This window comes from Parahaliea maris (assembly GCF_008064665.1).
Classification (GTDB): Bacteria; Pseudomonadota; Gammaproteobacteria; order Pseudomonadales; family Halieaceae; genus Parahaliea; species Parahaliea maris.
In genome coordinates, this window is sequence record NZ_VRZA01000001.1 from 100453 (window position 1) to 115367 (window position 14915).

Here is a 14915-nt window from a genome sequence, read left to right on the forward strand (position 1 = left end):
TAACACGCGCGGCTATGAGCCGGAAAAAGAAAAGGGCCGCCGTCATGGCGACCCTTGATTCGACAGGAATACTACTTATTAGTATGCGGTGTTTTCCAGTTCGCTGACGAATTCAGCATCGTCGGTTGTGCAGGTACGGAAGATAGCACCCTCGTTGTTCACGCTGACCTCATTGTAGCGGCCGTCTTCGCAGGTCGGAGGTACAACGCCACTGATATCAAATTTCCACAGAGCATCACCAGTACCGTCAGTGCTGCCGGTAGTGTCAGGGTGTTGAACTGCAGCGACGAATTCAGTCGGCTTGGCCGGATTGAAGACCATACCGGTGGCCTCGGCACCATCCACCTGAATGCTCAGGAAGTGGTCCACAGATTCAGCCACACCATCACCATCCGCATCCCGCACGAACCAGATGTCGCCACCCACGCTGCCACCATTGGGGGCATCTTCGATGATGTAGATGTTACCCAGACCATCTTGCGCGAGATTGTCCGGCGAGTTGATCACACCGGTGGTCGGCAGGAAGCCAACGTTTTTGGGCGTATCAGATTCACTGGCGAAAACACGGACGGTGGCTACATTCTTGTTGTTCGGGTCCATCTCAACGGAGTAAACCGCGCTCTCGGAGGTAGCGGTGAAGTATAGAACTTCGTTGCCGTTGGCGAGAGTGCCGATTTCGGTGTCTTCGGGGCGGCCAAAGGGTGTAGCACCGGCCTGGTCTGCAGCGATTCGGCCAGCACGGAACTCACCTTCGAAGCCTTCGGGGGCTACATTATCAAACGGGTTCTGTGTAACGCCGTTGGTCAGCTTCCCATTGGTGTTGGAAATTTTTCTCCAGTGCGCCTTACCAGTCCGCACAGTTCCCGCATTTTCATCCTGGTTCCAGTTCTTGCTGGGATCACCGTCGAAAGCTTTGACGTCGAGAACGTAAGTGGCCCCATTATTGAAATGCTCGTCTTGTGCTACGAACTTGTAGATGGATCCAGAATGGTTTTCGTCCACATAGTACACCACATTGGTATTTACTACGCCGAAACTAATACCTTCTTGCGAGGTGTTGGCAAAAGACTCTTTCTCTACGATTTCTATGTCAGCCGGATTCGCATAAGGGTTCAGGACTTCAATCACGCGGCCCTGTCCAGACCATTCTTCACCGAGGATAACCGTACCGTAAGGGGTGAAGCGTGCAGGGTCGAAGGCGCCGAAATCGGTCGGTTGCGTGCCATTGTTCCAGACGCCAGTGGAGTCACCGTGGAACAGGACTTCATTGAAATCCTCAGCGATATTGTATCGGGATACGCCGGCACCGTGGCTGGTTTCGTGGGGGATGAATATGTACTCACCAGTGGGGTCGTAAGCCACCATGTCCCACATGGAGGCGCCAGTGCCCAGACCGGGTGCGCGAACCACAGATTGTTCGGCGTCCGCTTCAATTTCCTTCATGCTGGTCAGGTTGACCTGCGAAATACCAGCAGGGGCCTGCCAGGGAGAGTTCTTTTCGTTGACGTGGTCCGGAGTGGCAACGGCAGAGGACTGGGTCAGCGGGGTGAAGAACGGCTGGGTGCCGGCAGTCGCGTAAGTTGAGGCAATCGCCAACAGACCGGCGGCCAGGGCGGTTTTACGATGGTTCATCAAAAATTCTCCATGTGATGGCGGGGCTCACCTGTGTTCAGGCAATGCCCCTGTCAATGCAGCAGCTTTGGAATGCCTGCGCTGCAGGCGAGGGAAATTATCCAGTTGGACTGTGACAGATCAGTGAGCATCCTGTGACACTGCGATAACAGTTTTGCTACGCCCCTCGCCCGAAGCATTGGCCGCCTGCCAATCGAGGCGAATGTCCCAGTCGAATATCCGAGTTTCCTCCAGCGTGGGGGAGTCCACGTTACTGACTGCGTCATAGACATTCATGGGTGGGTGCCAGGTGGCATCTCTCCCGAAAAGGAAGCTCTGCTCATCGACAATCACCCGATAAGCCTTGTTGAGCTGCAGGGCCCGGACCGCCGAGGGAACGATAAGGTCGTAGACATCGAGCCCGGCCACCTTGTCGGCATCCACCTTGCCGTTTTCATCGAAGAACCGCTGCAGGACTTCCGGATTACTGCGAAACTCGTCGCCACCACCAGCGCGGCGAAAATAGGTGAGAAACTCGCCCTCGAACTCCCCCACGTTGGGCGCATCGGGCATACCCTTCAGGTTGATATATCCCCAGCCAGCGGCACCGTCGATCTTGCGGGCGAAACTGAAGGTTTTATCGATGGTTGAGCCGATGGAGCTGTGACAGCCCATGCAAAAGGTGTTCTCCTCGTGGGTCGCCACGCGCAATTTGCCTTCGCGGTTTTCGATAAAGCCCTGTATGGACCAGCCGGAACCATTGTCGAGCCCCCAGTCTCCCAGACGGGTATAGCCCGGCAGGAAACCCGCTTCCTTCTCAAAAGCCTCTTCCTCGTAGTAGCGCGCCAGGGTCGGCTTGTTGTAAGCCTGCCACTTCTTCATGTAGCGAACTTCTTTCATGCGCCGGGAGACACCAATGCGCCCTTCGTCATCCATGCCGAGATAGCGCACGGTATGCAGGAACTCGGTGCCCTTCGGGTAGAGAAAGGGCTCCAGGTACTGCTCCCGGGCAGCACCGACGTAGCGACTCACGTCTGTGATTTCGGTAATTACCGCGAGTGCTCCGTCACCATTGAGGTCGACACCCAGTTCACGCTCATCCAGTGGTGCAGTGGTAATGCTGCCCAGCTCCTTGATGTTGGCCTCGAGGATCGCCAGGTTGGCCTGGTACACGGCCCGGGAGGGCTCGCCTTTTGCATCTTCCCGGTAGATCGCAGGCAGGCGAATCATCACGTCGTCGGTGGAGCCGTTGGTGGGCCAGAAGGTACTGGGGAAGGGCTTGTAGTTGAAGGCCACCCAGCCACTGCCGTCTCTGGCAATACCCTGCTCGTCAAAAGCATCGGCACGCTCTTCGAGATTTTCCAGGTCCGGTATCCAGCCCTTGAACCCGGCCGCTTGCAGACGTGGCTGCAGGTCGCTGTAGTTGTCATCGTCTACCCAGTCGAGAATTTCCCGATCGGATATACCCGCTACCCGCTGCGCCCGGTCGCGAAACAGGTTGGCCCAGTGATTGGTCTGGCCGAGGTCGCTGAAACTGTAGGCCTCCTGCAGGTCGCGATCATTCATGACGTTCTCGCGACCCGGGAGGGCATCCTGGTGGCAGACATAGCAGGGGTTGTGTTTGCCTTCGGTCCGGGTGTAACACTGGGGCGGAATGATCGCTTCCCGGTTGTACATGGCTGCCACGGGATGCTGGTCCGGTTTCGGCGGGCGGACGCCGGTTTCCTCGCGCAGTTTCTCCATCGTGCCCTGCTGGGCAAACCAGGCCTCGGGCAGGTTCTCCTCGGCGTCAACCGCACGGGCGGCAGTGGCAAGTCCAGATGCGAGTCCGGTGGTAAGCAGTAGAGCGATGAGCTTTGCGCTGGGGCGTTTCACGTACCTGTCTCCTGTGTGGCTGAGGCAGCGATAGTACGTCCCAAATATGTCGTTACTGTGACGCGCGGATGTCAGCCTCTCATTTCCCTCTCGGCAGCGAGGTAGACTACCCGTCGGTTGGCGCCCGCCGGCGCAGGAATAAATGCCGGATGGACTGCATCCAGCCAGACTTCACGCTCCACCAGGGACTGCAGGCGGTGCTGCAGCTCGCCAGGCAGGCGAGGCTCCGCACTACCCTGCAGCTGGCAGACCAGGTCCACTTGCAGGCCCGAGTCGGTGTAATGCAAGCGGGTTCGCACGCTGTCCACCTGTAGGGACAGATCGGCGCACAGTCCGCGGAAGGTCTGCAGTACCTCCGCCCGACCGGGCCAGGGCAAGGGCTCCAGGTGCCCGTCCTGCAGCCCCTGGGGGTCTATATGGACGGAGATATCCCGGACCATGTCGCAGTGGCCGCGCACACAGTCCGCAGCGGCGGCGCCAATCTGGTGTCCCTCGGACACACTGCAGGTGGCATCAACTTCCACATGGCATTCCAACAGGTACGACCGTCCCACACGGCGGCCTCTCAGCTCATGGCAGCCCAGCACCCCGGGCACCGAGCGCAGGCTGTTGATCACCCTCGCCCGCTCTTCGTCGGGCAGGTTGGCCTCCATCAACTCGCTGACTGCGTCCACCAGGAACCCCAGTGCCACGCGCAGAACCATACCGGCGATGAACAGGGCCATCAGCGGATCCAGCCAGTACCAGCCGGAACTGACCGCCAGCAACCCGGCCACCACCAGCAGCGAGGTGTAGACATCCGTGCGGCTGTGCTGGGCATTGGCAATCAGTAGCTGTGACTCGAGACGCCGTCCAACCGCGAGGCTGACGTGGTAATAGGCTTCTTTAACCAGCAGGCAAACCACGGCCAGGCCAATGGTCAGCAGGCCCGGTGCCACCGGCTCAGCTCCTCGCCACAACGTCAGCGCACTCTGCCCGGCAAGGCCAAGGGCAAAACCCAGCAACAAGAGTCCGATGAACAGGACCCCGAGGGTCTCGGCACGTTGGAAACCGTAGGCGAAGCGCTCGCTGGGCGCGCGCTGCGACAGATTGTGCGCCACCACCACCACCAGATCCGAGGCTGCATCGGAGAGAGAGTGCAAGCCGTCTGCGACCAGTGCCGACGAATGGCCCAACAGACCGGCAAGCAGTTTCAGCAGACCTATCAGGGTGTCCAGCGCAGCGCCCACGAGGGTCACCCTTGCGCCCTCATCGGCACAGGAAAACAGTTTTAGATGGCGCAACAGGGACACGGGGCTCTCCGGACACAGACCCGCAACAGGGTGCCCGCAAAGCATTAAGAATTAATGGCTAAAACGTGACGCTAGGATGAACAAGCGGTGACTGATGCCGGAGAGAAGAAGCCAGCGTACAACGAAAAAAGCGGCCACTGGGGCCGCTTTGAAAAGGGGAGCTGGAAGAGGCTTAGTTGGCCAGCTTTTCCTTGATGCGAGCAGCCTTGCCGCTCAGCTCGCGCAGGTAGTACAGCTTGGCCTGACGTACGTCGCCGCGACGCTTGACGCTGATGCTGTCAACCAGCGGGCTGTAGGTCTGGAAAGTACGCTCAACGCCCACACCGTGGGAGATCTTGCGTACAGTGAAAGCAGAGTTCAGGCCGCGGTTACGCTTGCCGATCACAACGCCTTCGAAGGCCTGCAGACGCTCGCGGTTGCCTTCCTTTACTTTTACCTGCACAACCACGGTGTCACCCGGGCTGAACTCAGGCAGTTCTTTTTGCATCTGTTCAGCGTCCAGCTGAGAGATAATCTTGTTGGTGCTCATGGTGTGCTCCTGTCGTATCAAACTCGTAGCTTCACAGCTAGCGATCATTTAAATCAGTGTTTCAGTGTTCGTTTGGGGCCGCCCGCTCACTGCGGTATTCGGCCAGTAGTTCCACTTCCTCGGGCGACATCGCCCTGCCTTCGAGCAGGTCGGGGCGGCGCTCCAGCGTCCGGCCCAGGGCCTGTTTCAGGCGCCAGCGGCGGATCTTCTCGTGATCCCCACTGAGCAATACTTCCGGTACCACCCTGCCCTGGTAATCCTCGGGCCGGGTGTAGTGCGGGCAGTCCAGCAAGCCGTTGGCGTAGGAGTCTTCCTCCGCCGAAGCCTCGTGCCCCAGCACTCCGGGCAGCTGGCGCGTGACCGCATCGATCACCACCATGGCGGCCAGCTCGCCACCTGTTAGTACGTAATCACCGATGGAGAGTTCCTCATCCACCTCGGTTTCTATCAGGCGCTCATCCACGCCCTCATAGCGACCGGCTACCAGGATCAGCGCGTCTTTCTGCGCCAGCTCCACCGCCCGGGAGTGGTCGAAGCGCCTGCCCTGGGGCGAGAGGTAGACCACGTGGGCGCTGGCGCCGGTCTCCTGCTCCGCCTGCTCCCTGGCAGCGGCAATGGCCTGCTGCAAGGGATCGATTTTCATCAACATGCCCGGGCCACCGCCGTAGGGCCTGTCGTCCACCGTGCGGTGCTTGTCCACGGTGTAGTCGCGCGGGTTGCTGTGGCGCACCGCCACCAGCCCCTGCTTTACCGCCCTGCCCGTCACTCCGTGTTCGGTCACTGCGGCGAACATTTCCGGGAACAGGCTTACCAGTGCAATATGCATCGTGCCCTGCCCTTCTGATGTCCTTTCCTGGCGGCCAGCCCCTACTCTTCGAGGAACCAGTCCACCTCCAATCTGCCTGCTTCTAAATCCACCCGGGTCACCACGTCGCCGGGCAGGTAGGGGATCAGGCGCTCCCTGTCATCAATACTGCCGTCTGAAGCCTTCACCACCAACACATCGTTGGCGCCGGTCTCGATCAGGTAGTCGACCCTGCCCAGCAGGACCTCTCCCCCGTCAGTACCTTCTTCAGCACCTTTGTTGGTACCTTCTTTGGCAGTACACCAGACCTCAAGACCTTCCAGCTGGTGCCAGTAGAAGTCACCTTCTTCCAGCGCCGGCAGGCTGTCGGCAGCGACCGCCACCTCCAGACCGCGGAAACTCTCCGCGGCAGTGCGGTCATCAACGCCCCGGATATGGGCCACGAGCCCTTTACCCTGGCGCTTGCCGGCGTCGAATTCGATGGGCTCAGTGCCCCCGCGACGCCGCAACACCCAACCCCCGTAATTCAGGAAATTTTCCTGGGGGTCAGTAAACGAGTGGATCTTCACCCAGCCCTTGATACCGTAGCAGCCGGTTATCTTGCCGACGACCAACAGCTCACTGGTGGCGAGATCACCCATTCCGACGGCCTTATCAGGCTGCAGCGTTGTCCTTCAGCAGCTTGGCAACGCGCTCGGACAGCTGGGCGCCCTGGCCCTGCCAGTACTCGATGCGGTCGGTGTCGATGCGCAGACGCTGTTCCTGACCACGGGCGACCGGGTTGAAAAAGCCCACGCGCTCGATGAAGCGGCCGTTGCGAGAGTTGCGGCTGTCAGCCACGGTCAGGTGGTAGAACGGGCGCTTCTTGGCACCGCCACGAGACAAACGAATAGTTACCATATTCCGTAAATTCCTGAAAAATAAAGGGAAATTAAGGCGAACCCGCCAAAATTCCACGGCAAACACCGGCACCGGGGCCGGAAAGGTGGCGTATCATACGGAAATTGGGGCTGTAGTAAAACCCCTTCAGGCAGAAATTTTGCAGTGTTTTCGGGGGTTTAGCCGGAAATCGGGCGGGATACCCGGCAGCGGGGGCTGGCGGGCCGGGGCTGGCCGCCCCCGGCAGGGCGAAACCAGCCTCTCAGGGCCGCTTAACGGAAGGGAAAACCACCGCCTCCGCCGGGGGGCATCATACCGCCACCGCCCCCCATGCCGCCCCCCATACCACCAAGGCCGCGCATCATCTTCTCCATGCCGCCGCCTTTCATCTTCTTCATCATTTTCTGCATCTGCTTGTGCTGCTTCAGCAGGCGATTGAGGTCCTGCACCTGGGTGCCGGAGCCCTGGGTGATACGGCGCTTGCGGGAACCGGAGATCAGCTCAGGCTTGCGGCGCTCCATGGGGGTCATGGAATTGATCATGGCCTCCATACGGACGAACTGTTTCATATCCAGGTTCTGCTGGGCCATCTGCGCCATGTTGCCCATGCCCGGCAGCTTGTCGAGCATGCCGGTAATACCGCCCATATTGTTCATCTGCTGCAGCTGGTCGCGAAAGTCCTCGAGGTCGAAGCGCTGGCCCTTCTTGACCTTGCGCGCCAGTTTCTCCGCTTTCGCCCGGTCGACCTTCTGCTCCGCTTCCTCGATCAGCGACAACATGTCGCCCATGCCCAGGATCCGGGAGGCCAGGCGGTCGGGGTGGAAGGGATCCAGGGCAGCGGTTTTTTCGCCCACACCGAGGAACTTGATGGGCTTGCCGGTCACGGTGCGCACGGACAGGGCGGCACCACCGCGGCTGTCGGCGTCCACCTTGGTCAGGATCACCCCGGTCAGGGGCAGGGCCTCGCCGAAGGCTTTGGCGGTATTGGCGGCGTCCTGGCCGGTCATGGCGTCGACCACAAACAGGGTCTCCGCCGGGTTGAGCACCTTATTCAGCTCGGTGATCTCGGCCATCATGGCCTCATCCACCGTGAGGCGGCCGGCGGTATCGACGATCAGCACGTCGGAGAATTTGATTTTGGCGTGGTCCACCGCCGCGCGGGCAATGTCCACCGGTTTCTGGTCTGGCTGGCTGGGGAAGAAATCCACACCTACCTCGGCGGCCAGGGTCTCCAGCTGCTTGATCGCCGCCGGGCGGTAGACGTCGGCACTGACCACGGTTACCGACTTCTTGTCGCGCTCTTTCAGCAGCTTGGCCAGCTTGCCCACGGAGGTGGTCTTACCGGCGCCCTGCAGGCCAGCCATCAGGATCACCGCCGGTGGCTGGACCGCCAGGTTAAGCCCTTCGTTGGCGCTGCCCATGACGGATTCCAGTTCCGCCTGCACGATTTTCAGGAAGGCCTGCCCCGGGCTCAGGCTCGACATGACCTCCTGACCGAGGGCGCGCTGCTTGACCGACTCCACGAATTGCTTGACCACCGGCAGGGCCACGTCGGCTTCCAGCAGGGCCATACGCACTTCACGCAGGGTGTCCTGGATATTTTCATCAGTCAGCCGCGCTTTGCCGGTGATATTGCGCAGGCTGTTGGACAGGCGATCGGACAAACTCTGGAACATGGACAAAACTCTTGAATGGAAGCTGCCGCGGAGCAGCCAATGCTATTGATTCCGCGGGGACAAATCGGTACAAAGGGCCGAAGTATACGCCACCCGGGCCCATCCCCCAAACTCATGCCATTACCTCTGATAGCCACCCTGGCCGCCCTGCTCTACCTGGTGGCGACCGGGATGCAGCTCGTTGCGCTGGCGCAACGCGGCACCAACGCGAGCCGCCTGCCAGTCAGCATCGCGGTACTGGCCATGGCCTGTCACGCGCTCGTGGCCTGGGACAGTATCAGCACCGAGGACGGGGTCCACCTGGGCTTTTACAAGGTGGCTGCACTGGTGTTCCTGGCCGTCAATATTGCCTGCGTGGTGGCGATTGCGCTGAAAAGGCCACTTCACAACCTGCTGCTGGTGCTGTTTCCACTGTCCGCCGTCGCGGTCATGGTATCCAGCCTCGGCCCCCAGACCGAGCACGCCAGCCACCTCGGCCACGGCCTGCTTATACATGTGGCCAGTTCGATCATCGCCTATGCCGTACTCACCCTGGCCGCAGTCCAGGCCGGTGTACTGGCCGTACAGGACCGGCAACTGCACGAACGCCACCCGGGCGGCATCGTAAAATGGCTGCCGCCGCTGCAACGCATGGAAGCCATGCTGTTTGAACTGCTGTGGGTGGGCGTGATCCTGCTGACGGTGGCGATTGTCACCGGCTTCATTTTTGTGGAAGACCTGTTCGCCCAGCACCTGGTCCACAAGACGGTGCTGACCATCGTGGCGTGGATGACTTTCTCGTCCCTGCTGTGGGGCCACTACCAGCTGGGCTGGCGCAGCCAGACGGCGGTGCGCCTGACCCTGGCGGGATTCCTGGCGCTGATGCTGGCGTTTTTCGGCTCCAAACTGGTGCTGGAACTCATCCTCCAGCGCTAATCCAGCCCCTCCATTCACGCCGCAAACAGGCTTGCCCCGCCCGGGCTTTTTCTTCAAGATAGCCGTTTGCTCATTACCAAGGGTTTTTTCCTGACTTGAACGAAGCACCGCTGGGTCTTTTAAGCTCAGTTCTGGTAGTCCTCATTTTGCTTTCCGGTTTCTTCTCCAGTTCCGAAACCGGCATGATGTCCCTGAACCGCTACCGGCTGAAACACCTCAGGAAAAACAAGCATCGCGGAGCGCGCCGGGCCAGCAAACTGCTGCAGCGGCCCGACCGCCTGATCGGCTTGATCCTGATCGGTAATAACCTGGTCAATATCCTGGCCTCCGCTATCGCCACGGTGATCGCCATTCGCCTGTGGGGCGATGCCGGCATCGCCATCGCTACCGGCGGCCTGACCCTGGTCATCCTGATCTTCGCCGAGATCACCCCTAAAACCATCGCCGCCCTGCACCCGGAGAAAGTCGCCTTCCCCGCCAGCATCATCCTGCTGCCGCTGATGAAGCTGATGTACCCGGCGGTGTGGCTGATCAACAGTGTCACCAACGGCCTGCTGCGCCTGCTGGGCGTGGACCCATCCAAGGGCGGCGACGAACACGTGTCCACGGAAGAGTTGCGCACCATCGTGACCGAGGCCGGCCAGCTCATCCCCACCCGCCACCGCGGCATGCTGCTGAACATCCTCGACCTCGAAGAGGTGTCGGTGGATGACATCATGGTGCCGCGCAACGATGTGTACGGCATCGACCTGGACGACTCGGACGAGGAAATTCTCGGCACCATCCAGGCCAGCTCCCACACCCGCCTGCCGGTGTGGCGCGACGACATCAATAACATCGTCGGTGTGCTGCACATGCGCAACATCAGCCGGGTGATCGACAAGCAGGGCCTCGACCGCGACGCGCTGGAGCGGGAGATGGAAACCCCCTACTTCATCCCCGAGAGCACCCCGCTGCACACCCAGCTGTTCAACTTCCAGAAGAACAAGCTGCGCCTGGGCGTGGTGGTGGATGAATACGGCGACGTGATGGGCCTGGTGGCGCTGGAGGATATCCTCGAAGAGATCGTCGGTGAATTCACCTCCAACCTGGTGGACACGGCCGACACCATCTTCCCCCAGCGCGACGGCAGCTACATCATTACCGGCAACGCCAACATCCGCGAGATCAACAAGTCCCTGCACTGGGAACTGCCAACCGATGGCCCCAAAACCCTCAGCGGGCTGATTCTGGAGTACCTGGAATCCTTCCCCGACGCCAATGCCGGCCTGAAGATAGAAGACTACCGCCTGGAGATCCTCGAATTACAGGGCAACGTCGTGCAGGCAGTACGGGCCTCCGCCGGCTAAACTGCACCGCAGGACTGTCACGCGCGCGACAGATGCCGCCTCAGGGCGGCGCTACACTCGGCAACCTCGCAAAACCCTATAAAGTGAGGTCAGCATGCTCTCAGAAGAACTGCGCAGTACCATCGCCACCCAGATCTACCGGTGTTTCCAGCAGGGTGAGCAAATCCCCCTCCTCAGCGCCCAGTACCCCGATCTGGAGATGGAAGATGCCTACCGCATACAGGAGAAAGTCGTTGCCAGCTTCCAGGCGGACGGCCGCAAGATCAAGGGCTACAAGATCGGCCTGACCTCCAAAGCCATGCAGGAAATGGCCGGCACCGACGAACCCGATTACAGCGCCATGCTGGATCATATGTTTCTGCCCGAGGCCAGCCACACCCCGCGCAGCGACTGGCAGAGCCCGATGGTGGAAATCGAACTTGCGTTTGTCATGAAGGAGCGCCTGGAGGGCCCCGGCATCAACGTGGCCGATGTCATCCGCGCCACCGACTTCGTCCTCCCCGCCATCGAGATCGTGGACTTCCGGGTCGCCATGGCGCCGGGTATGACCGTCCGTGACACCATCTCCGACCTGGCCGCCGTGGGCGGCGTGGTCCTGGGCGGCAACCCGCTCGACCTGAAAGACTTCGACGTGCGCGGCGTCCGGGGCGATCTGCTGATCAACGGCGAGGTACGCGAGTCCGGCTGCTCAGACGCTGTACTCGGCAACCCGCTCACCGCCGTTGCCTGGCTGGCCAACAAGCTGTCGGAATTTGGCGTTACCTTCGAGCCCGGCGATGTGATTCTGTCCGGCTCGTTCCTCCGTGCCCTGCCTGTACAGGCCGGTGACGAGGTGGTCGCCCGCTTTGACAACGGCTTCGGCGACGTACTGCTGACCTTCGACTGAATTACGCCTCGGCACTCACAGGAGCGACACCATGATCAACCAGGCACTACAACACTGGCGCGCCGGGGAAGCTTCCCTTGGCGCGTGGTCCAACCTGCCCGATATCCACCTGGCGGAAACGCTGGCCCGCATGGGCTTTGACTGGATCTGTTTCGACCTGCAGCACGGCCTCATGGACTACGGCGACCTGACCCGCCTGCTGCCCGCCATCTGCGGCCAGCCGGTCACCCCCCTGATACGCGTTGCGGCCAACCAGCCGGAACAGATCGGCAAGGTACTGGATGCAGGCGCTCACGGTGTGATCGTGCCTATGGTCAACAGCGCCGAAGACGCCCGACGGGCCGCCTCCGCCTGCCGCTATCCGCCAGCCGGCACCCGCTCCTGCGGCCCCCTGCGTGACGCCATGATCGAAGGCTTCAATTACCTGGCAACGGCCAACGAACAGATTGCCTGCATCGCCATGATCGAAACCGACGAGGGCCTGGCCAACGTGGAGGCCATCGCCGCCACCGAGGGCGTGGATGCCCTGTTCGTCGGCCCCATGGACCTCTGTTACGGTCTGGGCCTGGCGCCGGGGGATTTCGAAAATCCAGTGTTTACCGCGGCCATCGAACGCATCCTGGCCGCCACCCGCAGCGCCGGTATCGCCGCCGGCATGTTTGGCTACACTGCCGAGATGGCGCACATGGCGATCAACAACGGTTTTGCCTTCGCCTCCGCCGGCACCGATATCAGCTTCTTCCGCAGCGGCGCCCAGCAGGCGCTGACCACCGCCAGCGGTGAACAGAACGACAACCAGAAAAAGGCCGTGTACTAAGAGGAACACCATGACCACAATAAGAAAGATTGCCCCGCTGCTACTGGCCTCCTGCCTGGCGGCCTCCGCCCAGGGTAAGGCGGTCACTGAAGAGCGCCTGGTCAAGGCTGACAGCGAGCCCGGCAACTGGATGAGTACCGGCCGCAACTACGGCGAGGAACGCTACTCTCCCCTGAAGCAGGTTACCGACGACAACGTCGACAACCTGGGGCTCGCCTGGAGCTACAAATACGAAGTTGACCGCGTGGTTGAAGCGACCCCCATCGTGGTCGACGGTGTGATGTACACCACCGGCGCCTACAGCATGGTGTTCGCCCTGGACGCCAAAACCGGCGAGGAACTGTGGCGCTACGACCCCAAAGTCTGGCGCGGCATCCAGGGCCGGGGCTGCTGCGATGCGGCCAACCGCGGCGTCGCCGTGTGGGGTGACAAGGTCTTTGTGGGGGTGTACGACGGTCGCCTGGAAGCGCTCGACGCCAGCACCGGCGAACTGGTCTGGTCCGTCAACACGCTGGTCGACCCCGACCGCAACTACACCATCACCGGCGCCCCGCGTATCGTCAAGGGTAAGGTGATCATCGGCAACGGCGGCGCAGAATTTGGCGTACGGGGCTACATCACCGCCTACGACACCGAAACCGGCAAGCAGGCCTGGCGCTTCTTTACCGTACCGGGAGACCCTGCCAAGGGTGACGAATCCGACACCATCAGCATGATTCGCAAGACCTGGCACGGCGACAACTACTGGAAGCAGGGTGGCGGCGGCACCGTGTGGGACTCCATGGCCTACGACCCGGACCTGGACCTGCTGTACATCGGGGTGGGCAATGCCTCCTTCTGGAACCCGATGCTGCGCTCGGAAGCCAAGGGCGACAATCTGTTCGTCTCCTCCATCGTGGCCATTCGCCCGGACACCGGCGAGTACGTATGGCACTACCAGACTACCCCCGGTGACGCCTGGGACTACACCGCCACCCAGCACATCATCGTCACCACCCTGGAATTCGCTGGCAAGCCGCGCCGGGTCGTGATGCAGGCACCCAAGAACGGCTTCTTCTACGTACTTGATGCCGCTACTGGCGAGTTCCTGTCAGCAGAGGCCTACGGCAAGCTGACCTGGGCCAAGGGTATCGACCCCGAAACCGGCCGCCCCATCTTTGACATGGAAGCGGCAGACTACTGGAGCAAGGGCAGCGAACCAAAGATCGTGTTCCCCGGCTCCCAGGGTGCCCACAACTGGAACCCGATGAGCTACAACCCCGATACAGGCCTGGTCTACATTCCCCAGCAGGTGACCATGGAGTACTTCGAGCCGCTCACGGAAATGGACGCCAAGCCCCCCCAGGCCGGCGTGCCCAACCTGGGCCTTGTGGTCCCCAAAGTGCCGGAGACAATCGAGGAAATCGAACAGCTGGCCGGCATCTACCGCGGTAAACTGCTGGCCTGGGACCCGGTCAAACAGGAGGAGCGCTGGAGCCAGCCTTACGAACACATCGCCAACGGCGGCACCCTGAGCACCGCCGGTAACCTGGTATTCCAGGGCACTGCGGATGGCCGGGTCCTGGCCTACGCCGCCGATACCGGTGAGAAACTCTGGGAGCAACCGGTGTCCAGCGGTGTCGGTGCGGGCCCCATCAGCTACTCCGTGGACGGCGAACAGTACATTGCCTTCAACGTGGGTTGGGGCGGCGCCTTCCCCATCACCTTCGGCGCCCTGGCCTACCGCACCCACGTGGTGAACGACTCCCGCCTGTACGTGTTCAAGCTCGGCGGCAAGGCGGACCTGCCGCCGGTCAAACGCCGCACGATCGAACTGCCCAACCCGCCGCCACTTGAAGCAGATGAGGCAACGCTTGCCGAGGGCGGTGAACTGTTCGCCCTGCACTGCGGCGTATGCCACGGCCTGTCCGCCATGAGCGCCGATATCATCCCCGACCTGCGCTATCTCGGCGAGCAGCAGCACAAGGACTTCCTGCCCATTGTGTTTGGCCTGCGCTCCAATAAGGGCATGCCGCCCTTCGGTGGCATTCTCGAGCCTGACCAGGTGGAAAGCATCCGCCAGTACATCATTTCCCGCAGCCACCACTGGCGCAGCGAACTGCTCAAGCAGGACGCGAGTCGCGCAGAAGAAGGTGGCGAAAGCACCGGGAAATAAGCATACTGCGCCCGCCACCGAGCCGGTGGCGGGACAGCCTCCTTTCGGTTACCAGTGCCTATAAATTCACCAGCTTTGTCGCCGGCGTGACAGAGCCTGGAGTCGTATTGCCGTAGCCTGCCACTC

General features: G+C 61.2%; 13 protein-coding genes. 5 read left to right on the forward strand and 8 right to left on the reverse strand.

Annotated elements, in window-relative coordinates:
- Positions 1 to 78: 78 nt before the first annotated feature.
- The 8 genes from FV139_RS00420 to ffh all read right to left on the reverse strand — a co-directional run bounded on the left by FV139_RS00420 (position 79) and on the right by ffh (position 8667).
- The gene (locus FV139_RS00420; protein WP_148066278.1) at positions 79 to 1632 is read right to left on the reverse strand and encodes a PhoX family protein; all 1554 of its coding nucleotides are present in this window, start codon (positions 1630 to 1632) and stop codon (positions 79 to 81) included.
- Positions 1633 to 1752: 120 nt separating this feature from the next.
- Positions 1753 to 3486, reverse strand: a complete 1734-nt coding sequence (locus FV139_RS00425) for a hypothetical protein (RefSeq protein WP_148066279.1) — start codon at positions 3484 to 3486, stop codon at positions 1753 to 1755.
- Positions 3487 to 3557: 71 nt separating this feature from the next.
- Entirely contained in the window at positions 3558 to 4778 is a 1221-nt protein-coding gene (locus FV139_RS00430) for a cation diffusion facilitator family transporter (RefSeq protein WP_187276329.1), read from the reverse strand.
- Positions 4779 to 4950: 172 nt separating this feature from the next.
- Positions 4951 to 5307 (reverse strand): 50S ribosomal protein L19, encoded by a 357-nt coding sequence (rplS, locus tag FV139_RS00435; protein ID WP_148066281.1) that lies wholly within the window; start codon positions 5305 to 5307, stop codon positions 4951 to 4953.
- Between the two features lie 61 nt (positions 5308 to 5368).
- On the reverse strand, positions 5369 to 6133 hold the full coding sequence (gene trmD, locus FV139_RS00440) for a tRNA (guanosine(37)-N1)-methyltransferase TrmD (protein ID WP_148066282.1): 765 nt from the start codon (positions 6131 to 6133) through the stop codon (positions 5369 to 5371).
- Between the two features lie 41 nt (positions 6134 to 6174).
- A complete protein-coding gene (rimM, locus tag FV139_RS00445) occupies positions 6175 to 6753 on the reverse strand; it encodes a ribosome maturation factor RimM (protein ID WP_148066283.1) in 579 nt (192 codons plus the stop codon).
- A 13-nt stretch (positions 6754 to 6766) separates the two neighbouring features.
- Positions 6767 to 7012 carry a 30S ribosomal protein S16 gene (gene rpsP, locus FV139_RS00450; RefSeq protein WP_148066284.1) on the reverse strand — a complete coding sequence of 82 codons (246 nt, stop codon included), beginning with the start codon at positions 7010 to 7012 and terminating at the stop codon, positions 6767 to 6769.
- A gap of 251 nt (positions 7013 to 7263) precedes the next feature.
- The gene (ffh, locus tag FV139_RS00455; protein ID WP_148066285.1) at positions 7264 to 8667 is read right to left on the reverse strand and encodes a signal recognition particle protein; all 1404 of its coding nucleotides are present in this window, start codon (positions 8665 to 8667) and stop codon (positions 7264 to 7266) included.
- A gap of 114 nt (positions 8668 to 8781) precedes the next feature.
- On the opposite strand from ffh, the gene FV139_RS00460 reads away from it, so the two are divergent.
- The 5 genes from FV139_RS00460 to FV139_RS00480 all read left to right on the forward strand — a co-directional run bounded on the left by FV139_RS00460 (position 8782) and on the right by FV139_RS00480 (position 14789).
- On the forward strand, positions 8782 to 9582 hold the full coding sequence (locus FV139_RS00460; protein WP_148066286.1) for a cytochrome C assembly family protein: 801 nt from the start codon (positions 8782 to 8784) through the stop codon (positions 9580 to 9582).
- A gap of 95 nt (positions 9583 to 9677) precedes the next feature.
- Positions 9678 to 10931 carry an HlyC/CorC family transporter gene (locus FV139_RS00465; RefSeq protein ID WP_148066287.1) on the forward strand — a complete coding sequence of 418 codons (1254 nt, stop codon included), beginning with the start codon at positions 9678 to 9680 and terminating at the stop codon, positions 10929 to 10931.
- 94 nt (positions 10932 to 11025) lie between these two features.
- Positions 11026 to 11817, forward strand: coding sequence for a 2-keto-4-pentenoate hydratase (locus tag FV139_RS00470; protein WP_148066288.1), 792 nt, complete (start codon positions 11026 to 11028; stop codon positions 11815 to 11817).
- 31 nt (positions 11818 to 11848) lie between these two features.
- Entirely contained in the window at positions 11849 to 12634 is a 786-nt protein-coding gene (locus tag FV139_RS00475) for an HpcH/HpaI aldolase family protein (protein WP_148066289.1), read from the forward strand.
- Between the two features lie 10 nt (positions 12635 to 12644).
- A complete protein-coding gene (locus tag FV139_RS00480; protein ID WP_148066290.1) occupies positions 12645 to 14789 on the forward strand; it encodes a PQQ-dependent dehydrogenase, methanol/ethanol family in 2145 nt (714 codons plus the stop codon).
- Positions 14790 to 14915: the final 126 nt, after the last annotated feature.

Excerpts from the sequence above, each read along its gene's own strand:
- trmD (WP_148066282.1), bottom strand. The coding sequence starts at position 6,133 with ATGCATATTGCACTGGTAAGCCTGTTCCCGGAAATGTTCGCCGCAGTG.
- ffh (WP_148066285.1), bottom strand. The coding sequence starts at position 8,667 with ATGTTCCAGAGTTTGTCCGATCGCCTGTCCAACAGCCTGCGCAATATC.
- FV139_RS00480 (WP_148066290.1), top strand. The coding sequence starts at position 12,645 with ATGACCACAATAAGAAAGATTGCCCCGCTGCTACTGGCCTCCTGCCTG.
- FV139_RS00420 (WP_148066278.1), bottom strand. The coding sequence starts at position 1,632 with ATGAACCATCGTAAAACCGCCCTGGCCGCCGGTCTGTTGGCGATTGCC.
- rimM (WP_148066283.1), bottom strand. The coding sequence starts at position 6,753 with ATGGGTGATCTCGCCACCAGTGAGCTGTTGGTCGTCGGCAAGATAACC.
- rplS (WP_148066281.1), bottom strand. The coding sequence starts at position 5,307 with ATGAGCACCAACAAGATTATCTCTCAGCTGGACGCTGAACAGATGCAA.
- rpsP (WP_148066284.1), bottom strand. The coding sequence starts at position 7,012 with ATGGTAACTATTCGTTTGTCTCGTGGCGGTGCCAAGAAGCGCCCGTTC.
- FV139_RS00475 (WP_148066289.1), top strand. The coding sequence starts at position 11,849 with ATGATCAACCAGGCACTACAACACTGGCGCGCCGGGGAAGCTTCCCTT.
- FV139_RS00460 (WP_148066286.1), top strand. The coding sequence starts at position 8,782 with ATGCCATTACCTCTGATAGCCACCCTGGCCGCCCTGCTCTACCTGGTG.
- FV139_RS00470 (WP_148066288.1), top strand. The coding sequence starts at position 11,026 with ATGCTCTCAGAAGAACTGCGCAGTACCATCGCCACCCAGATCTACCGG.